General features: G+C 75.0%; 19 protein-coding genes. 9 read left to right on the top strand and 10 right to left on the bottom strand.

What is annotated here, in order from left to right; all coding sequences use genetic code 11:
• Positions 1–25: 25 nt before the first annotated feature.
• Both ACZ7MY_RS35475 and ACZ7MY_RS35470 read right to left on the bottom strand, forming a co-directional pair.
• Positions 26–385, bottom strand: coding sequence for a nuclear transport factor 2 family protein (locus tag ACZ7MY_RS35475; protein ID WP_499608386.1), 360 nt, complete (start codon positions 383–385; stop codon positions 26–28).
• A gap of 46 nt (positions 386–431) precedes the next feature.
• Entirely contained in the window at positions 432–1,217 is a 786-nt protein-coding gene (locus tag ACZ7MY_RS35470; protein ID WP_499608383.1) for an SDR family oxidoreductase, read from the bottom strand.
• Between the two features lie 363 nt (positions 1,218–1,580).
• Between ACZ7MY_RS35470 and ACZ7MY_RS35465 the strand changes: the two genes are divergently transcribed.
• From ACZ7MY_RS35465 to ACZ7MY_RS35455, 3 genes are all read left to right on the top strand, one after another.
• Positions 1,581–3,566 carry a sigma-70 family RNA polymerase sigma factor gene (locus ACZ7MY_RS35465; RefSeq protein WP_499608380.1) on the top strand — a complete coding sequence of 662 codons (1,986 nt, stop codon included), beginning with the start codon at positions 1,581–1,583 and terminating at the stop codon, positions 3,564–3,566.
• A 541-nt stretch (positions 3,567–4,107) separates the two neighbouring features.
• A complete protein-coding gene (locus tag ACZ7MY_RS35460; protein ID WP_499608378.1) occupies positions 4,108–4,242 on the top strand; it encodes a hypothetical protein in 135 nt (44 codons plus the stop codon).
• Positions 4,243–4,382: 140 nt separating this feature from the next.
• Positions 4,383–4,889: a hypothetical protein gene (locus ACZ7MY_RS35455; protein ID WP_499608375.1), complete on the top strand. Its 507-nt coding sequence runs from the start codon at positions 4,383–4,385 to the stop codon at positions 4,887–4,889.
• Here ACZ7MY_RS35455 and ACZ7MY_RS35450 read toward each other — a convergent pair.
• Positions 4,849–5,250 carry a LysR family transcriptional regulator substrate-binding protein gene (locus ACZ7MY_RS35450; protein ID WP_499608373.1) on the bottom strand — a complete coding sequence of 134 codons (402 nt, stop codon included), beginning with the start codon at positions 5,248–5,250 and terminating at the stop codon, positions 4,849–4,851. The two genes, ACZ7MY_RS35455 and ACZ7MY_RS35450, sit on opposite strands and share 41 nt — an antisense overlap.
• 10 nt (positions 5,251–5,260) lie before the next feature.
• Between ACZ7MY_RS35450 and ACZ7MY_RS35445 the strand changes: the two genes are divergently transcribed.
• The 3 genes from ACZ7MY_RS35445 (at position 5,261) to ACZ7MY_RS35435 (ending at position 7,857) form a co-directional block, all read left to right on the top strand.
• The gene (locus ACZ7MY_RS35445) at positions 5,261–5,605 is read left to right on the top strand and encodes a hypothetical protein (RefSeq protein ID WP_499608371.1); all 345 of its coding nucleotides are present in this window, start codon (positions 5,261–5,263) and stop codon (positions 5,603–5,605) included.
• A 264-nt stretch (positions 5,606–5,869) separates the two neighbouring features.
• Positions 5,870–7,390, top strand: coding sequence for a CehA/McbA family metallohydrolase (locus tag ACZ7MY_RS35440; protein WP_499608534.1), 1,521 nt, complete (start codon positions 5,870–5,872; stop codon positions 7,388–7,390).
• Between the two features lie 53 nt (positions 7,391–7,443).
• The gene (locus ACZ7MY_RS35435) at positions 7,444–7,857 is read left to right on the top strand and encodes a GNAT family N-acetyltransferase (protein WP_499608369.1); all 414 of its coding nucleotides are present in this window, start codon (positions 7,444–7,446) and stop codon (positions 7,855–7,857) included.
• Here ACZ7MY_RS35435 and ACZ7MY_RS35430 read toward each other — a convergent pair.
• Together ACZ7MY_RS35430 and ACZ7MY_RS35425 are read right to left on the bottom strand one after the other, a co-directional pair.
• Positions 7,851–8,633, bottom strand: a complete 783-nt coding sequence (locus ACZ7MY_RS35430) for a maleylpyruvate isomerase N-terminal domain-containing protein (protein WP_499608366.1) — start codon at positions 8,631–8,633, stop codon at positions 7,851–7,853. The genes ACZ7MY_RS35435 and ACZ7MY_RS35430 overlap by 7 nt on opposite strands.
• 218 nt (positions 8,634–8,851) lie before the next feature.
• Positions 8,852–9,358 carry a tetratricopeptide repeat protein gene (locus tag ACZ7MY_RS35425; RefSeq protein WP_499608364.1) on the bottom strand — a complete coding sequence of 169 codons (507 nt, stop codon included), beginning with the start codon at positions 9,356–9,358 and terminating at the stop codon, positions 8,852–8,854.
• 443 nt (positions 9,359–9,801) lie between these two features.
• Between ACZ7MY_RS35425 and ACZ7MY_RS35420 the strand changes: the two genes are divergently transcribed.
• A complete protein-coding gene (locus tag ACZ7MY_RS35420; RefSeq protein ID WP_499608362.1) occupies positions 9,802–10,302 on the top strand; it encodes a lamin tail domain-containing protein in 501 nt (166 codons plus the stop codon).
• Between the two features lie 48 nt (positions 10,303–10,350).
• Here ACZ7MY_RS35420 and ACZ7MY_RS35415 read toward each other — a convergent pair whose 3' ends face one another.
• From ACZ7MY_RS35415 to ACZ7MY_RS35395, 5 genes are all read right to left on the bottom strand, one after another.
• Entirely contained in the window at positions 10,351–11,316 is a 966-nt protein-coding gene (locus ACZ7MY_RS35415; protein WP_499608360.1) for an RNA polymerase sigma factor, read from the bottom strand.
• Between the two features lie 145 nt (positions 11,317–11,461).
• Entirely contained in the window at positions 11,462–12,232 is a 771-nt protein-coding gene (locus ACZ7MY_RS35410; protein ID WP_499608358.1) for a MerR family transcriptional regulator, read from the bottom strand.
• 215 nt (positions 12,233–12,447) lie between these two features.
• On the bottom strand, positions 12,448–13,107 hold the full coding sequence (locus tag ACZ7MY_RS35405) for a class I SAM-dependent methyltransferase (protein ID WP_499608356.1): 660 nt from the start codon (positions 13,105–13,107) through the stop codon (positions 12,448–12,450).
• Positions 13,108–13,133: 26 nt separating this feature from the next.
• On the bottom strand, positions 13,134–14,015 hold the full coding sequence (locus ACZ7MY_RS35400; protein ID WP_499608353.1) for a YegS/Rv2252/BmrU family lipid kinase: 882 nt from the start codon (positions 14,013–14,015) through the stop codon (positions 13,134–13,136).
• Positions 14,016–14,096: 81 nt separating this feature from the next.
• On the bottom strand, positions 14,097–15,689 hold the full coding sequence (locus ACZ7MY_RS35395; protein WP_499608351.1) for an FAD-binding oxidoreductase: 1,593 nt from the start codon (positions 15,687–15,689) through the stop codon (positions 14,097–14,099).
• Positions 15,690–15,778: 89 nt separating this feature from the next.
• On the opposite strand from ACZ7MY_RS35395, the gene ACZ7MY_RS35390 reads away from it, so the two are divergent.
• Entirely contained in the window at positions 15,779–16,378 is a 600-nt protein-coding gene (locus tag ACZ7MY_RS35390) for a TetR/AcrR family transcriptional regulator (protein ID WP_499608348.1), read from the top strand.
• Positions 16,375–17,997 carry a glycerol-3-phosphate dehydrogenase/oxidase gene (locus ACZ7MY_RS35385; protein WP_499608346.1) on the top strand — a complete coding sequence of 541 codons (1,623 nt, stop codon included), beginning with the start codon at positions 16,375–16,377 and terminating at the stop codon, positions 17,995–17,997. Before ACZ7MY_RS35390 ends, ACZ7MY_RS35385 begins: the two co-directional genes overlap by 4 nt.
• Positions 17,998–18,010 lie beyond the last annotated feature (13 nt).

Below are 18,010 nucleotides of genomic sequence, written 5' to 3'. Positions count from 1 at the left end.
GCCCGCCCGCCCACCCACCCAGGGCTCAGACCTCGATCACCAGGCGCTCGATGAGTCCGTCGCGCAGGGTGAACCGGTAGCGCAGGTCGACCGTTCCGCCCGGGAAGTCCCCCTCCAAGTGCTGGACGGCGACGTAGTGGCGCGCGTCGGTCTGCTCGGCGCCGACGAGTTCCGTCGTGTACGTGTACTCGCTCGCGGCGGTCTCCAGCCATTCCCCGATCGCCGCGGTGCCGTGACGGGTCGCGCCCTCGTCGGTCACGACCGCGTCGGCGGTGAAGGCCGAGACGGCGGTGGCGGTGTCACGGACGCGGTGGGCGGCCAGGTAACGGGTGATCACCTCGGGGAGGCCGGTGGTGGGGATGGACTGCGGGCCGGTGGCGCTCATGGCGGGTCCTGCCTTTCGGGGTCGGGGCGTTCGCGGGTGGAGGGGGTCAGAGGGTGGGGACGGTGCCGCCGTCGATGACGTGCTCGGCTCCGACGATGGCCGACGCGCGGTCGGAGACGAGGAAGGCCACCAGTTCGGCGACCTCCTCGGGTTCGTTGGGGCGGCCGAGGGGGATGCCGCCGAGGGAGTCCATCAGGCGTCCGAGGGCCGCCTCGGGCGTGATGCCCGCCTCGTGGGCGATGCGGTCGACGAGGGCGTCGGCGGCCGCCGTGCGGACGAAGCCCGGGGAGACGGAGTTGACGCGGACGCCGTGCGGGGCGACCTCGTTGGCCAGGCCCTTGCTGTAGGTCGCCAGGGCGGCCTTGGCCGCGGCGTAGGGGAGGGTGCCGTTCCACAGCGGCATGCGGCGCTGGATGGAGGTGACGTGGACGACGGCACCCCCGCCGGAGCCGATCATGCCGGGGAGGAAACCGCGGTCGAGGCGGACGGCGGCGAGCAGGTTGGTGTTCAGCTCCTTCGCCCAGTCGTCCTCGCCCAGTGCCGCGAAGCCCCCGGCGGGTGCCTCGGAGTGACCGAGGTTGTTGACGAGGACGTCCAGCCCGCCCACCCGGTCTGTCACCTCGCCGACGACGGCGGCCGCCCCCTCGGGGGTGGTCAGGTCGGCCGCGACGAAGGTCTTCGGGTCGGCGTCCGCCGGCTCGTGGCGGGCCGTCACCAGGACCGTCGCACCGGCCGCGGCCAGCCGACGGGCGATGGCCGCGCCGACACCTTTGGTGCCTCCGGTGACCAGGGCACGACGGCCGGCCAGTGATTCGTTCGGGGTGATGCTCACACTGCGCTCCGGGGTCACTGCTAGAACAGAAGTTATGACTTCGACCTTAGCACCCACTCGCGGTACCGCCACCCCGTCGCCCTCGCCCGACCCTCGCCGCGCCCTCGGCCCGGAGCCGCGGCCGTGGGCCGCTTCCGTTCCCGCCGGGTCGTGCCATCCTTGTGCCTTCCTCGTCCTCGCCCGGCGCGTGCGCCTGCGCCGGGGACCGCCGGAGCCACCGGGGGACCATCCACATCCGCGGACGGACCGCACGGGATTTGTGTTGTCCGGGCACGGGCGGGCCGTCTCCTGTACGTGGAGGCAGCGCGGTCGCCGGGCGGCCGCGCGGTCGTGGACAGCGAGACCGAGTAGGGAAGAGGCCACATGCGCAAGACGCACCGGAGCGGACCGGGCGCCGGGGTGGTGGCGGCGGCACGCTCGGGCGACCGGCGGGCCCTCGACCGGCTGGTGGCGGAGTGCCTGCCGCTGGTCTACAACATCGTCGGCCGGGCGCTGAACGGCCATGCCGACGTGGACGACGTCGTTCAGGAGACGCTGTTGCGCATGGTGCGGGGGCTGTCGGAGCTGCGGGACCCGGCGGCGTTCCGGTCCTGGCTGGTGGCGATCACGATCCGGCAGGTCCGCGACCGTGAGCGGGACCGCGCCGTGGCGCGGCACCGCAGCGCGGAGCTGGAGGACGCCGAGCGCATACCGGACCCGGCCCTGGACTTCGCGGGGCTGACGATCCTGCGTCTCGGGCTCACCGAGCAGCGCCGTGAGGTCGCCGAGGCCACCCGGTGGCTCGACGAGGACGACCGCGAGCTGCTGGCGCTGTGGTGGCTCGAGGAGACCGGGGAACTGGACCGGGCCGAACTGGCCGCCGCGCTGGGCCTGTCGGACCGGCACGCGGCGGTGCGGGTGCAGCGCATGAAGAAGCAGATGGAGGCGTCCCGCGTCGTCGTCCGGGCGCTGGCTGCCGCGCCCGGCTGCGGCGAGTTGCGGGCGACGGCCGCCACCTGGGACGGCGTGCCGAGTCCGCTCTGGCGCAAGCGGTTCGCGCGGCACATCAGGGGGTGCGGAGCCTGCGTCGGGATGGAGGAGGGTCTGCTCCCCATGGACCGGCTGCTCAGCGGGCTGCCGCTGCTCGCGCTGCCCCCGGCGCTGGACCCGGGGCGGGTGGTCGCCGAAGTGACCGGGCACGGCCTGAACGAGCCCGGCCTGAACGAGCACGGCCTCACCACTCACACCGGGCCCGGGCAGACCGTCCCGGGGCCGGCGACGAACGGGCACGCCACAACCGGCGCGGCGCGGGCGCCGCGACCGGCCGGGCGCGGTGCCCACCGGGCCGCCGGCCGGGCCGCGTCACGCGGAGCGCGGACCCCGGTCCTGGGCGCCGCGGCCGTCGCGGCGGTGGTGGCCACGGCACTGCTGGCCGCCCACCTATTGAACGGTCCGTCGGCGGTGCCCGAGGCGGACGCGCTCCCTGCCGTCTCCTCACCCGCCGCCACGGCGGCGGCCACGCCCTCGCGCCCCTCCCCCAGCCCGTCCCCCTCGCCGAGCCCGTCGAAGAAGCCCACGAAGAAGGCCCCGTCACCGAAGCCGACCCGGAAGGCCCCCGTGGTCCGGGTCGCCTCGACCGGCAAGAAGGGCGTCGGGGTGTGGACCTTCCCGGGGGTGGGCAAGGCCCTCGCCTCGTCGGGTGCGAGCTGGTACTACACCTGGTCCACGGGGCACCAGGACGTCGCCTCGCCGCCGTCGGGCCGGTTCGTCCCGATGATCTGGGGGCCCGCCTCCGTCACCCCGCAGAACCTGGCCCAGGCGAAGGCCCAGGGCCCGTACCTGCTCGGCTTCAACGAGCCCGACATGGCGCAGCAGTCGAACATGTCGGTGGAACAGGCCCTTTCGCTGTGGCCGAAGTTGACGGACGCCGGCCGGATCGTCGGCAGCCCGGCCGTCGCCACGAACGGGGCCACCCCCGGCGGGTGGCTCGACCGCTTCATGTCGGGCGCCGCGGCCAAGGGCTACCGCGTCGACTTCGTCACGCTCCACTGGTACGGCGGCGACTTCCGCACCGCGGAGGCCGTGTCGCAGCTGACGTCCTACCTGGAGGAGGTCCACCAGCGCTACCACAAGCCGATCTGGCTCACCGAGTACGCCCTGATCGACTTCTCCCACGGCACCCGCTTCCCCACGCCGGAGCAGCAGGCCGCGTTCGTCACCGCGTCCACCAAGGCGCTGGAGCAACTGCCCTACGTGCAGCGCTACGCCTGGTTCGGCCTGGGCGCCGACCCGGCCGAACCCAGCAGCGGCCTGTTCACCGACGGCACGCACACGACTCCCGCGGGCCGCGCCTTCCAGTCGGCCGGCTGAACACGCACAGGTGAAGGCCGCGCCGGCGACCGGGGGGGGTGGGTAGTCGCTGGCGCGGCCGTACTGCTCGGGTTCCCGGACGCGACGGGTTCATGCAGTCGGTCCCGAAAAGGGGAAACCCTTTCCGGGCGGGGGCCGTTGGGGGAACCGGAGGGGTGTGCCATGAGGACGCGTCAAAGGGATCGTGACGTCCCCGGGCCGGATGCGGCCTGGAACGAGGTCGCGCCGGCGTTGTGGATGGGCGGGCACTACTGGACGGACCCGCGGGGCGCACCGCAACCGGCCGTGGTGGCCGAAGAGTTCGACCTCGTCGTCAGTCTGTTCACGCGCTCCGGGCACGGCCCGGCGCCCGGCGTGGAGCACCTCGTGGCCGAGATCCCGGACGGCCCGCTCACCCCGGGGCAGATCGAGACGGTGCAGGGGATGGCCCGCACGGTCGCCGGGGCCGTGCGGGACGGGCGCCGCACTCTGGTGCTGCCACTCCGGTTACAGCCGTTCCGGCCTGGTCGTCGCGCAGGCGCTGGTCGAGGGCGGTCTGGAGGTGACCGCCGCCGTCTCGCTCGTCCGCGAGCGGCGCTCGCCGTGGGCGCTCAACAACGGGACCTTCGTCGAGTACCCGACCGCGGGCCTGGGCGTGGCCCGGCTGCTCACCGGCCTGGACCCCGCCCTCGGATGACCGCCGCCGCTCCCCGCGGCCGCCCGCGGCTCCCGGTGGCGGGGCGAGCGGTCCGGCGCGTTACTGGAAGACATGCAGGCGACGACCCGCACCCCCGCCCCCCGGTCCGACGGCACGCCTCCCCGCGGCAGGGTGTTCCCGTGACGCGCCGCGACGGCTTCGGGCCCGCGCACGGCGTGCTCTGCGGGGCGGCCGCCGGTGCGGCGGGCACGACGGCGCTCAACACCGTGGGCTACCTGGACATGCTGCTGCGCGGCCGCGCCGCCAGCACCGCCCCGGAGACGACCGTCGAGCGGCTCTCCGAGACCACGCACGTGCCGATCCCCGGCGACGACGTCGCCCGCCGCAACCGCACCTCGTCCCTGGGCGCCCTCACCGGCATCGCGGCCGGGGCCGGCATGGGCGCGACGCTGGGCCTGGCGCTGGCCTGCGGCTGGCGGCCGCAGACCGTGCTGCTGACGGCGACGGCGACCGTGGGCGCGCTGATCGGGACCAACGGGCCGATGACCGTGCTGCGGGTGACCGATCCGCGCACCTGGTCGCGCTCGGACTGGATCTCCGACGTCGTGCCGCACGTGGCGTACGCCCTGGTCACGACCGCCGTCCTCACAGGGCTCCGGGCGGGACGCGTACGTATTCCGCGATGAGGGCCAGCAGCGCCGTGAGCGCGGCACCGGGGCGGCGCACCGAGGAGTAGGCGACGCCCATCGACCATTCCAGGGGCGTGCCCGCGACGGGGCGCACCCGTACGCCGCGGTCGCCTGCGGCGACCGCGAAGGACGGCATGACGGCCACGCCCAGGCCCTGCCGGACGTAGTCGGCGGTCGTGGTGATGTCCGTGACCTCGATGACGACGAAGCGCTCCAGCCCGGCGGCGGCGAAGGCCCGGTCGACGACCAGGCGGTTGCCGAAGCCGACCGGCGAGTCGATGAAGGGCTCCCCCGCCAGGTCGGCGAGGTCCACGGCGGACCCCCTCCCCGCCGGGTGGCCGGCGGGCAGGACCGCCACCAGCGGCACCGTGGCCAGCGACCGGATGGTGATGGTGGCCGGCCTGGCCGCGGTGACGGCGGCCGTGTGGCTGCCGAGCCTCGGCCTGTTCGTGGCGGGCGGCATGGCGGCGGGCGCCGGCGCCGGGGTGCTGTTCAAGGGCACCGTGTCCACGGTGGTCTCCCTCGCGGAGTCGCACCGCCGCGGCGAGGCCCTCGCGGGCCTGTTCCTGGCCGCGTACATCGGCCTGTCGGTGCCCGTCCTCGGGCTCGGCGTCGGCACGCTGTACGTCTCCCAGCGCCTGACGCTCCTCGGTTTCGCCGCGGCGCTCGTCGCGATCTGCGCCGCCGTCAGCCGCCGCCTCCTGCGCCGCTGACCTCCGCCTCCCCGGCGGCGGAACCCCGTTCCGCCGCCGGGACGCCGGGCGGCACGGGATTCAGGCAGGCGTTGCCGGGGGTTCCCCGCGCTCTGCCCGGCGTTCACCCGGGCGGAGGAGCGTACCGGGGGTCCGTGCACACACCACCCGTTCAGGAGAACCGCCGTGTGCCAGCCTGGAACCTGTGAAGACAGCCACGAACCGTCCCCGGTGCCGCCGGCGGCGGCCGCGGAGGCGTCCGGCCCGGGCCGGCGGGCCCTGCTGATGGCGAGCGGGATCGTCGGCGCGGCGGGCATCCTGACGCTCACGCCGGTGACCTTCGCCGAGGCGGCCGAGGCCGGTACGCCGGAGGGCGGCGAGGTCACCAAGGTGATCACCGGTCATCTGGACACCGGTGTCAGCGACTTCGTGTACCTGCCGGTCGAGGTCCCGCGTGGGGTCAACCAGATCTCGGTGTCCTACGGCTACGACAAGCCGCCCGTCCCGGCCGGCACCCCGGGCAACTCCTGCGACATCGGCGTCTTCGACGAGCGCGGCACCGCGCTCGGCGGCCCGGGCTTCCGCGGCTGGTCCGGCGGGGCGCGCACCTCGTTCGTCGTCAACAGCGAGAGCGCCACGCCGGGTTACCTGCCGGGACCGGTCAACCACGGCACGTGGCACATCGTGCTGGGCCCGTACCAGGTCGCCCCGCAGGGCATGGACTACTCGGTCAGCGTGACCCTGCGGTACGGCGCGCCGGGGGCGCGCTTCGTGCCGTCCTACCCCGCCGAGCGCGCCAAGGGCCGCGGCCGGGCCTGGTACCGGGGCGACGCGCACCTGCACACCGTGCACTCCGACGGCAAGCGGCTGCCCTCGGAGGTGGCCGCCGGGGCGCGCGAGGCCGGGCTGGACTTCATCGTCTCCACCGACCACAACACCTCCTCGGCGCACGGCGTGTGGGGCGACCACGCGGGTCCCGACCTGCTGGTCGTCACCGGCGAGGAGATCACCACCCGCAACGGCCACTGGCTGGCGCTGGGCCTGGAGCCGGGCGGGTGGATCGACTGGCGCTACCGGGCCCGCGACGACGCGTTCTCCCGCTTCGCCCGCCAGGTCCACCGCCAGGGCGGGCTGGTCGTCCCGGCCCACCCGTACTGCCCGTACGTGGCCTGCCAGTGGAAGTTCGGCTACGAGGACGCCGACGCCGTCGAGGTGTGGAACGGCCCCTGGACCTACGACGACGAGTCGGCGGTCGACACCTGGGACGCCATGCTCGGCACCGCGATGCGCACCGGCAACGACTGGCTGCCGGCCGTGGGCAACAGCGACGCCCACAGCGTCCCGCAGGTCATCGGCCTGCCGCAGACCGTGGTGTACGCGGAGGACCTCAACCGCAGGGCCGTGCTGAACGGCATCCGCGAGGGCCGGACCTACGTCGCCGAGTCCTCCTCCGTCACCCTCGCCCTCACCGCGACCGGCGGCGGCCGGCAGGCCGGGATCGGCGAGACGCTGAAGCTCCGCGCGGACGTGCCGGTCGACGTGCGCCTGGAGGTCTCCGGGGTCCCGGACGGCACCGTCCGGTTCATCACCGACGAGGGCCAGATGCACCAGGAGTCGCTGGACGCGGGCGGATCGGGCACCGTCGTCTGGCGCACCACCGCCTCGCTCGCCGCGTACGTGCGGGCCGAGGTGCGCCACCCGAAGGCCGACGGCACGCCCGGCCGGGGCAACACGATGGGTCCCGACCCGCAGTGGGGCCCGATGGCCGCGCTGACCAATCCGGTCATCCTGCGCCTCAGGGACTGAACCCGCGGGCGGGCCACGTGCGTGGCTTCGGAGCGGCCGCGTAGGCTCGCGCCATGACGATCTCGTACGCGTGGCGCGGCACGTTCGACGACGCCGCCGTGAACGCGCTCCACGCGGAGGGGTTCGGCGGTGGGGGCGCGGACGTCGACTGGACGGCCCGGGTGCGCCGCCACAGCCTCGGTCGGGTCTGCGCGCACCGGGAGGGTGAGCTCGTCGGCTTCGTGAACGTCGCGTGGGACGGCGGCGCCCACGCCTTCGTCCTGGACACCGTGGTCGCCGCGCACTCCCGCCGCTCCGGGATCGGGGCCGGGCTCGTGGCCCAGGCGGTCCGGCGGGCGCGTGCGGCCGGATGCGCGTGGCTGCACGTCGACTTCGAGGACGGGTTGCGCGAGTTCTCCGTCGACGCCTGCGGGTTCGTGCCGACCGGCGCCGGCCTCGTCGCGCTCGGCGACGGTCCGGCTCAGTAGCCGGGGAAGAGCGCGCGCAGGTCGTCCAGGGTGACGCCGTCGCGCGCGGTCACGCCGTCCTCGGGGCGGTTGCGGCCGTACACCAGACGCAGCACGGCCTCGGCCGGTCCGGACACCGTCCCTGCGGGTTCGGCCCCCTCGCAGGGGAGGATGTGCACCTCCGAGCCGAGGGCCAGGCACAGCAGGCGCTCGGGGTCGGTGAGCTCCACCGCGATCTGGCGCGGGCCGAGCCGGGTGAGCGTGTCCCCGTCGCGGCTCATCGAGGCGACCATGTCGATCCGGTCCCACAGCAGCGCCACCTCGGAGGCGGGGATCGTGGCGGTCCCGTCCAGGCCCACCGCCACGTCCCAGGTGTGCACGGACTGCTCGGACAGCCAGTAGCCGGTGAAGTCCGTGAAGCCCACGGGCCCGGTGAAGTACGGCACCGTCACCGACGCGCGCACCCCGGCGTCGAGGGAGTCCAGCAGTCCCAGCAGCCCGGCCTCCGCCTCCTGCCAGGCGTCGCGTTGCGTGACGGGCTTCAGCGGGATCCACTGCTCGGACACGTCCGCGATCTCGTCCCGGGACGGCCTGGTGACGTCCCCGGTGAGGCCTCGGCGCAGGGCCGCGGCGCACAACTCGGCGCCCGTGCCCAGGTGGACCAGTACCTGCGCGAGGCTCCAGCCGTCGGCGAACGACGGGTGGAGCAGCTCGTCGCCGGTGAGACCGCCGACGATGTCGCCCAGGCGCCGCGAGACCGTGTGCATCGCCGCCAGTCGCAGGTCGCTGGTGTCCATGGCCCTCTCCTCACGGGATCGCGCACGACGGGGAGGGACGTACGCCCCTTCCTCCCAGGCAACCTCGCGGGCCGCCCGATCCCAAGCGGGCGGCCATGCGCGCCCCCGAAGGGGGCCATAAGCGGCGCTTCTGCCGGTTCCCGCGCCGTGCCGCGGGCCCGCCGCCACACGTCCGGCCCGACGCGTGGCGCGGGCGGGGGTCCGGGCACCGAGCGGGGTCACAGCGTGGCGTCGAGGTCCTCCGCGTAGTACGCGACGGCCTGCCGGTAGCGGGCGACGTCCGGGTCGGTGCTGCTCTCCGCCAGCAGCGTCAGCAGGATCCGCATCGCCTCGCGGTGCCCGCCGGTGTTGTACAGGGCCATCGCGAGGAAGGTGCGCAGCGCGCCGTCGCGGGGGAAGTCCATCATGGCCGCGCGCAGCAGCCGGACCGCCTCGTCGTAGCGGCCGAGGATCCGGTAGGTGCTGCCCAGGCCCAGCAGCGCGCCGCGCCGGTCGTCCTCCGACAGTCCCGTCCCGCGCAGGGCCTGCTCGTAGAAGGGCACCGCCTCCGCCTCCAGGCCCAGCACGTCGTGCGCCCACGCCGCCTGGTAGGCCACCTCCGCGTCCCCCGGGAACTGCTGCGCCAGGGCGACCAGCCGCTCCCTCGACGCCTCCGCCTCCCCGCGCTCGCGCAGCCCCACCGCGGCCGCCAGCAGCTCGTCCCGCCCCTGATCGTTCTCGTTCATGCCCACATCCTGACAGCCCGGCGACGCGGTGGTGCACGCGTCGCCATAGTGCGGACCTGGCGGTATGAGCCCGTTGCCGACCGGTTGCTTCGCTTGGGAAGCCAACTTCCGGAAAGCCCGACTCCGGTTCACCTGGAGTGGTTTGATACCTCGCAAGACGCCGGCGGGGACGGGGGACCCGGCACGGGCAGGCGGGGTGACGTGTTCCCCGCGCGCCCGGCGGAGCCGGTGTCGGCATCGACCGGGCACCGGGCGGGGGGACGCGGCCGTGAACGGACGTGGCCGCACCCGCGTGTGGCGCGCCGTCACCACGCTCGCCGTCACCGCGCCCGTCGTCACCACGCTCGTCGTCCTGGGGGCACGGTGACCCGGTCCGATGTGACGATCCGCTTCCGCCGCGCGCACGACCCGCGCGCGGCCCGATCCCGGCAGGGGGGATTCCCATGTCCCGGCACATCCGCATCGGTGTGGCCGCGTTCGCCGCGGTCGGCGCGACCGCCGTCCTCATACCCACCCAGGCGCAGGCCGCCGAGTACAGCTCGGCCCTCAAGGTCCGCGGGGCGCAGTACGACGCGCCCGGGCGGGACTCCAACAGCTGCTCCTCTGGCAACACCCGCGGGGAGTACCTGACGATCAAGAACTACTCGGCCTCGGCGACGGTCGACCTCAAGGGCTATGTCGTCAAGGACGCCACGGGCAACCGCTTCGTCTTCACCGCGAGCCACCGCCTGCAGCCCGGGGACTTCGTGAAGCTCCGCGGCGGCCACGGAACGGACTCCGACAAGGGCAACGTGGTCTACCGCGACAACTGCAACTTCCTGTGGAACAACGACCGGGACACGGTCTACCTCTACAAGCCGTCCGGCAGCCGTTCGGACGTCCACGCGTACACCAAGCGCGGCTCGGACGCCGACGGTGACGGCTACGTCCGCTTCCACGGCTGAGACGCGGCCACCCCGCCCCGTACGCCCGCTGCCCTCGCTCCGCTCCGCTCAGGCGGCCGCGGCGCCGGGGAGGGGCACGGGGCGGGGGTGGTGCAGGCGGATGCGGTCCACCCGGCCCGCGGCGTCGTGGGTCATCAGCCACGCGACGGCGGGCGGGCAGTGGTCCGGGTTGTCCGGCGGGTTGACGATGTCCATCTCCCAGACGGTCAGCGAGCGCCCGGCGACGGCGTGGACGAGGCGCTGGCGGATGCCGGCGGTCAGGTCGCACTCCATGCCGCGGATCAGCAGCCCCCGGTCCCCCACCCGCTCCTTCCCGCTGAGCAGGGCGACCTCGGGGGACCAGCGTTCGCGCAGGAGGTCGGCGAAGTGGCCGCGTTCGGCCGCGGCCAGGGTCTCGTGGGCCTCGGTCCTGCTGGCCCTGGTGCGCCGGACGGTGTCGTCATGGGCGCCGTCCGCAGTGTCGGCCAGCGCCTGGGCGAGCTTGGCCCGGGCCTGGCTCAGCCGGCTGCGGACGGTGCCGACGGGCAGCCCGCAGGCCGTGGCGATCTGCTCGTACGAGCTGACGCCGGTGGTGAAGTGGCGCAGGACGAGCGGCAGTCGCAGCGTGGGGGACAGCTGCTCGATGGCCTCCCAGATCCAGTCCCGCAGGGCGTTGCTCTCCAGCCACCGCTCGGGGCCGGAGTCCGCCGCGCGCAGCACCAGGTCGTCGACGGGCGCGGTGGGGACCGCGCCGCGCAGCAGGGAACGGGCGCCGTTGCGGACGACCATCCGCAGCCACGGCCCGACCGCGGCGGGGTCACGGACGTCGCCCACGCGGCGCAGTGCCGTCAGCGCGGCGTCCTGCAGCACGTCGTCCACGTCGGGCCCGGGGCCCAGGACGCTCAGCGCGACGGCCCGCATGCCGGCCCGGTGACGTTCCAGGAGCACGCCGAGCGCCGCGACGTCACCGGCCTGTGCGGCCCGGGTGAGCCCCACGTCCTCGGCGCGCGCCGTCATGGACTCGTGCGGGTCCATCGGCTCCCTTCCGCTGTCGTCCCCCTCCAGCGGATGCTACGACGTCGGCGCGGCGCCCCGGAAACGCGTCCGGAGGGCGGACGGCCCGCCCCGGGGAGGCGCCGAGGCCCCGGAAGGGCCGCCCCGGCGCCCGGGACGGCGCGGGTCAGCCGGCGGCGCGCACCTCCTCCACGTACCGCACCAGGGCCCGCATCCGGTCCGGGGACCACGGCAGGTTCCGCGCGAGTTCCTCGCCGCGCTCGTCCCAGAGCCGCCGCGCGGCGGCCCTGGTCGCCTCGCCGTCCTCTCCCCCGGCGTGGAAGCGGCCGCCCAGGGCGTCCCAGCGGGCGACCAGGTCCCTGACCTCGGGGTCACCGGCGGGGGTGCCCGCCTCGGCGTGCGACAGCAGCGCCTCCACGAGCCCGGCCCACTCGGTCCTCGCGGCCTCGACGCCCTCCGGGCCGATCTCGGCCCGGCGCGCGGCCAGTTGCTCCTGCTGCTCGGTGGTGAAGTGGGTCTCGAACACGGACATCATCTCCAGGGTCGTCATGAACTGTTCGGGATCGGGCAGCGACGTCTCTATGCGCCCGAGGAGCCCGCGGAGCTGCGCGGTGAGCTGCTGGATCCGCCCGGCGTGTGCCTCCATGGCGGACAGCTGGGCGGCGAGCAGGTCGCGCATCGAACCGAGGTCCTCCGCGGTGTCGGCGAGAACGCGCTGGATCTCGTCCAGAGGCAGCCCGAGCCCGCGCAGTGCCCGCACCCGGTAGAGCCGCCGCACGTCCCCGGCGGTGTAGCGGCGGTGTCCCGAGGCGGTGCGTGCGCTCGCCCCGAGCAGGCCGATCTCGTCGTAGTGGCGCAGCGTGCGGACGGTCGTCCCGGTGGCGCGGGCCACCTCGCCGATGCTCCACAGCTGCCGGTCGTCGTCGTTCCCGATCACGCCGACAACGCTATGACCTCCCGTTACGGCCGGTTCAAGCCCGCCGCGCGGGATCGGTCTGGATCGCGCGAGGTTCGACTGCGCCGGCGAGCAGGTCGAGGTCGGCCATCAGAGGCCGGACGAGCTCTCGCCGACGTGGAACAGCGCCGACCCGCGCCGTCCGCTCGACCGGCCCGGCTTCGGCCTGCTCCCCGGGTGACGCCGGGGCCCGCCCCTCAGGGGTGTTCGGGCTTCAGGGCGAGGAAGGTGGCGACGGGGCGCTTCGTTCCCGCGTCGGGTTCCTGGACGAGGTGGGCCGTGACGGTGAGGCCCGCCTCCGCGAGGAGCGCGGCGATGCGCGGGGCCGGGAGCATGTGCAGCGCGTACGAGACGGGGTGGCCGCCGTAGGCGTGCTCCGGGTGGAGGTGCTCGTCCTCACCCACCCAGCCGGCGAGCATCAGGTGACCGCCGGGTGCCAGGACGCGGTGGACCTCGGCGAGGACGACCGGCAGCAGCTCGGGCGGCGTGTGGTGGGTGGAGTAGTAGGCGAGGGCGCCGCCGAGTTCGCCGTCGCCGATGTCGAGCGCGGTCATGGAGCCAACGGCGAAGCGCAGGTGCGGGTGGGCCGCCCGGGCCAGTTCGACCATCCGCGGTGAGAGGTCGACGCCGTACGCGGGCGCCCCCAGTGCGGCCAGGTGCGCCGTCACGTGGCCCGGGCCGCATCCCAGGTCCGCCAGCGGGCCGCGGCCCGCCGTGCGGACGGTCTCGGCGAAGGCGGCCAGCATGGCGCGGGAGAGCGGATCCAGTGCGTCCGGGGCGCTGACCCGGGCGGCGTAGTCCTCCGCGACGGTGTCGTACGACTGCCGGACCGCGGCGAGGTAGGCGTGTTCGGGCACCGGGCGAGCCTACTCAGCGCGCGGGGTCAGCACAGCACCCGCAGCGCCCCCGGGAGGATCCGCGCGGTGACCGGCAGGGCGGCCTCCACCTCTCCGTCGGCGCCGTAGGGCACCGCGCGGTCGGCCTCGATGCGGACCTCCTTGCCGCGCACGATCTCGACCTCGGGGCGCTCGACGTGCGCGCCCGTCCTGAGTTCGTTCATCAGCGCGAAGAAGAGGCGGCGCGGCGCGTCGTGGATCATGACGACGTCGAGCAGCCCGTCGTCGACCCGGGCGGCGGGCGCGATGGCGCGGCCGGAGCCGTAGTAGCCGGAGTTGGCGGCGACGACGGTGTATCCGCGGCGTTCGTGGACGACGCCGTCGACGGTGACGCGGTAGGCGGCGGCGCGCCAGCCGGCCACCGCGCGCAGCCCGCCCGCGTAGTAGGAGGCCGGACCGCCCAGCAGCCGGGAGGTGTTGGCGTGGTGGTTGGCGACGGCGTCGACGCCGGCGTAGACGCTGCCGAGGACGACGGTCCGGTCGTGGACCGCCGACTCGACCTCGATGGTGTCGACGGCGCGCGGCTCGTTCCGCAACAGGACGCGGGCGAGTTCGGCGGGCCCGGAGGGCAGGCCGAGGGCGCGCGCGAAGTCGTTGCCGCGGCCGGCGGGGACGAGGCCGAGGACGGTGCCGGTGCCGCTGAGGGCGCCGCCGATGCCGCCCACGATGCCGTCCCCGCCGACGGCGAGGACGACGTGGCCGCGTTCCCCCGCCCGGCGCGCCAGGTCCTGCGCGTGCCGGAGGCTGTCGCTGTAGGCGGTCTCCAGCTCGGCGCCCGCCTCCCGCAGCAGCTTCGCCACCGGGAGGAGGGCCGCCGCCCCGGTGGAACCCCCGGCGGTGGGGTTGACGACGGCCGTGAACGGGCGCATGGGCGTGCCTCCGGTGCGGGTCGGTGCGGTGCGGGGGCGGGTGGGCGGCGGGTGTACGCGGGGCGGATGGTCGGCGGCCGGTCAGCGGACGGGCAGCAGGACACCGGGGTTGAGCAGCCCGTCGGGGTCGAGCGCCTCCTTGACGGCGCGCAGCGCCGCGATGCCGAGCGGGCCCGCTTCCCGTACGTACCAGTCGCGGTGGTCGGTGCCCACGCCGTGGTGGTGGGTGATGGTGCCGCCCGCGGCGAGGATCGCCTCGTTGGCGGCCTCCTTGGCGGGGGTCCAGTGCGCCACGGGGTCCTCGCCCTGCGCCGAGACGACGGTGAAGTAGAGGGAGGCGCCGTTCTCGTAGACGTGCGAGATGTGGCACATCACCAGCGGCGGGGTCCCGGCCTCCGTCAGCGTCGTGGTGAGCGCCTCGCGCACGGCGTCGTACAGTTCGGCGATCCGGGACCAGAAGGTCGCGGTCTCCAGGGTCTCGGCGAAGGCGCCCGCGTCGAGGAGCGCGTCCCGCAGGTAGGGGGCGGCGAAGCGGCCGTGGGCCCAGCGCTCGCCGGGCTCCTCGCCCAGGTACTCGCCGCCGCACTCGCGCAGTACGGCCGCGGCCTGCTCCCGGCGCAGCGCGGTGTCCTGCGCGGTGCCCTCGTAGCCCGCGATCGCCGTGCAGCCGGCGGACGCGGCCCCTTCCGAGCCGATGGCGTCGGGCTGGGCGAGGCCGACCATCGTCTCGGTCTCGTCGGACAGACGGAGCACCGTCGGGCGGGGTCCGTCCTGGGCGAGCCGGCGCAGCGCCGCGGCGCCGTCGGCGAAGGAGGCGAACCGCCAGCCCTCGTAGACCTTGACCTCGGGAAGCGGGCGGATGCGCACCGTCACGGAGGTGATGACGCCGAGGGCGCCCTCGGAACCCAGGACGAGCTGGCGCAGGTCGGGTCCGGCCGCGGAACGGGGGGCGCGGCCGGCGTCGAGGGTGCCCTGCGGGGTGGCGACGGTCAGGCCGAGCACCATCTCGTCGAAGCGCCCGTAGCCGGCGGAGGCCTGGCCGCTGGAGCGGGCGGCGGCGAACCCGCCGATGGTGGCCCACTCGTAGGACTGCGGGAAGTGGCCGAGGGTGAAGCCCTGTTCGGCCAGGAGTGCCTCGGCCTCGGGGGCGCGCAGCCCCGGCTGGAGGATCGCGGTCCGTGAGACGGCGTCCAGCGAGAGCAGCCGGTTCATGCGGCGCAGGTCCAGGGCGACGAAGGGGCGCGGCCCGTGTGGGGCGAGGCCGCCGACGACGGAGGTGCCGCCGCCGAACGGGACGACGGCGAGGCCGTGTTCGGCGCAGACCGCGAGGACGGCCAGGACCTCGTCGTGGCCGGCGGGCAGCACGACGGCCGCCGGGGTGTCCTCGACGTCGCCGCCGCGGATGCGCAGCAGGTCCGGGGTGGACTTGCCGCGTGTGTGGCGGATCCGGGACTCGGCGTCCGTGCGCACGTGGGCCGGGTCGCCGAGGCAGTCGGCGAGGTCCTGCCGGGCCGCTTCGGTGAGCGGGGAGCCGGGTACGGCGATGTCCTCCAGGGCGGCCGGTTCCGCGCCGCGGGGCTTGACGCCCAGCAGGTCGCGCAGCAGGCCGGTCACGGTGTCGGGCAGCGGGGCCGCTTCGGCCGGGTCGCCCCAGCCGCTCCACAACATGTCCACGGGCTCGTCCTCACCGGTCGGTCGTCTCTGGGTGTTCGTTCCCGGGGTGTCGTCCCCCGCGCCCCTTACCGGGCGTTACACTGTGACACATGACGCCTATTCGTCACAACACCTCGGACAGCGATCCGGTGCTCGACGCGGTCCGCGACTGCGTCCTGGCCGTCGGCGTCCGCCGCACGACCCTGACCGACGTGGCCCGCCGCGCCGGCGTCTCCCGCATGACGCTCTACCGACGGTGGCCCGACGTGCGCACGCTCGTCGGTGACCTGATGACCCGCGAGTGGGTCTCGGTCGCGGTGGAGGCGATGCCCGAGCGGCGCCCGGGCACCAGCACCCGGACGCACATGGTCGAGGGGCTGGTGGAGGTGGTGCGCGCGCTCCGCGCCCACCCGCTGTTCGTCAAGATCCTCGACGTCGACCCCGAACTGCTGCTCCCCTACGTGCTCGACCGCCGGGGGGCCAGCCAGGACGCGCTGCTGGAGCTCGTCGCCGGCGCCCTGGAGGAGGGCCACGCGGACGGCTCGGTCCGGGCCGGGCACCTCGTCCTGCAGGCCCGTTCGGTGATGCTCGTCGTCCAGTCGTTCGCGCTCTCGCTGCGCACGATGACCGACGAGGACGACCCCGACCTGAACTCCGCGGCCTTCCTCGGGGAGCTGCGGGACATCCTGGAGAGGATCCTCACCCCATGAGCCCCCAGAGCCCCAAAAGCCCCACGAGCAACACGAGTCCCACGAGCGGCCGGGCCGCTTCCCCCGCGCCCTCCCCCGCCTCCTCCCCCGCCTCCTCGCTCACCGCCGCGCGGCGCGCCCGCGAACTGGCCCTGCTCGCCGGGGGCGAGCAGGTGGACGTCCTGGTCGTGGGCCTCGGCGCCACCGGCGCGGGCGCGGCCCTCGACGCGGCGTCGCGGGGGCTGTCGGTCGCCGCGATCGACGCCCACGACCTGGCCTTCGGCACCTCGCGGTGGAGTTCGAAGCTGATCCACGGCGGTCTGCGCTACCTGGCCTCGGGCCAGTTGGACGTGGCGTACGAGAGCGCGGTGGAACGCGGCGTGCTGATGGAGCGCACCGCGCCCCACCTCGTGCGCGCCCAGCCCTTCGTGCTGCCGCTGACGCCGCTGGTCTCGCGCGGCCAGGCCGCGCTGGCCTGGTCGGGCTTCCGGGCCGGCGACGCGCTGCGCCTGTCGGCGCGGACGGCGCGGGCCACGCTCCCGGCGCCGCGCCGGCTGTCCGCGGTCGAGACCCGCCACCTCGCCCCCGCCCTCCGCGTGTCGGGGCTGCGCGGCGGCCTGCTGTCGTGGGACGGCCAACTCGCCGACGACGCCCGTCTGGTGACGGCGATCGCCCGGACCGCGGCGGCGCACGGGGCCCGTGTCCTGACCCGGGTGCGCGCGGTCTCGCTCAGCGGTTCGGGCGCCGTCGTACGCGACGAACTGACCGGCGAGGAGCACACGATCCGGGCCCGCGCGGTGGTGAACGCCTCCGGTGTGTGGGCGGGCGGCCTGGTCGACGGCGTACGGCTGCGGCCGTCCCGCGGCACGCACCTGGTCCTGCGCGCCGACGGCCTCGGGGGGCTGCCCGCGGGGCTGCACATACCGGTCCCCGGCGAGGCCAACCGCTTTGTGCTCGTGCTGCCGCAGGGCGACGGACGGGTGTACGTGGGGCTCACCGACGAGCCGGTCGACGGGGCGGTGCCCGACGTGCCGGAGGTGCCCGAGACGGACATCGGCTTCCTGCTCGACGTACTCGGCACGGCGCTCGACGTCCCCGTGCACCGGGACGACGTCGTGGGCGCCTTCGCCGGGCTGCGCCCGCTGCTCGACACCTCCGCCGACGGCTCGGGCCGCACCGCCGACATCTCGCGCAAGCACGCGGTGCTCACCTCGGCGGAGGGCGTCGTGACCGTCGTCGGCGGCAAGCTCACCACCTACCGCCGCATGGCCCAGGACGCCGTCGACGCGGCCGTCACCGCCCGCGGCCTCGGCGCCGGGCCCTGCCGCACCACGTCGCTCCCCCTCGTGGGCGCCGCCGCACCGCGCGTGCTCACGGCGCTCAAGGCCCCGCGCCGCCTGGTGCAGCGCTATGGCACCGAGGCCCCCGCCGTCCACGCCCTCGGTGCCGCCGACCCCGCCCTGCGGGAGCCCGTCGTCCCCGGCCACCCCGTCACACGCGCGGAACTGGTGTGGGCCGTCCGCCACGAGGGCGCGCTCGACACCGGCGACCTGCTCGACCGGCGCACGCGCGTCGGTCTCGTCCCGGCCGACCGCGAGACGGCGCTCGAAGCGGCCGAGGAGGCACTGGCGGGGGCATGAACCCGGCCCGGGC

Source organism: Streptomyces sp. NPDC111520 (assembly GCF_055635295.1).
The sequence above is the reverse complement of the archived record's forward strand: the minus strand, read 5'-3'. Positions and strand labels throughout refer to the sequence as shown.

What these genes read in the sequence shown, in the direction of transcription:
- ACZ7MY_RS35475 (WP_499608386.1), bottom strand. Translation starts at nt 385, where the DNA reads ATGAGCGCCACCGGCCCGCAGTCCATCCCCACCACCGGCCTCCCCGAG.
- ACZ7MY_RS35465 (WP_499608380.1), top strand. Translation starts at nt 1,581, where the DNA reads ATGCGCAAGACGCACCGGAGCGGACCGGGCGCCGGGGTGGTGGCGGCG.
- ACZ7MY_RS35440 (WP_499608534.1), top strand. Translation starts at nt 5,870, where the DNA reads ATGGCGAGCGGGATCGTCGGCGCGGCGGGCATCCTGACGCTCACGCCG.
- ACZ7MY_RS35435 (WP_499608369.1), top strand. Translation starts at nt 7,444, where the DNA reads ATGACGATCTCGTACGCGTGGCGCGGCACGTTCGACGACGCCGCCGTG.
- ACZ7MY_RS35430 (WP_499608366.1), bottom strand. Translation starts at nt 8,633, where the DNA reads ATGGACACCAGCGACCTGCGACTGGCGGCGATGCACACGGTCTCGCGG.
- ACZ7MY_RS35425 (WP_499608364.1), bottom strand. Translation starts at nt 9,358, where the DNA reads ATGAACGAGAACGATCAGGGGCGGGACGAGCTGCTGGCGGCCGCGGTG.
- ACZ7MY_RS35420 (WP_499608362.1), top strand. Translation starts at nt 9,802, where the DNA reads ATGTCCCGGCACATCCGCATCGGTGTGGCCGCGTTCGCCGCGGTCGGC.
- ACZ7MY_RS35415 (WP_499608360.1), bottom strand. Translation starts at nt 11,316, where the DNA reads ATGGACCCGCACGAGTCCATGACGGCGCGCGCCGAGGACGTGGGGCTC.
- ACZ7MY_RS35400 (WP_499608353.1), bottom strand. Translation starts at nt 14,015, where the DNA reads ATGCGCCCGTTCACGGCCGTCGTCAACCCCACCGCCGGGGGTTCCACC.
- ACZ7MY_RS35390 (WP_499608348.1), top strand. Translation starts at nt 15,779, where the DNA reads ATGACGCCTATTCGTCACAACACCTCGGACAGCGATCCGGTGCTCGAC.
- ACZ7MY_RS35385 (WP_499608346.1), top strand. Translation starts at nt 16,375, where the DNA reads ATGAGCCCCCAGAGCCCCAAAAGCCCCACGAGCAACACGAGTCCCACG.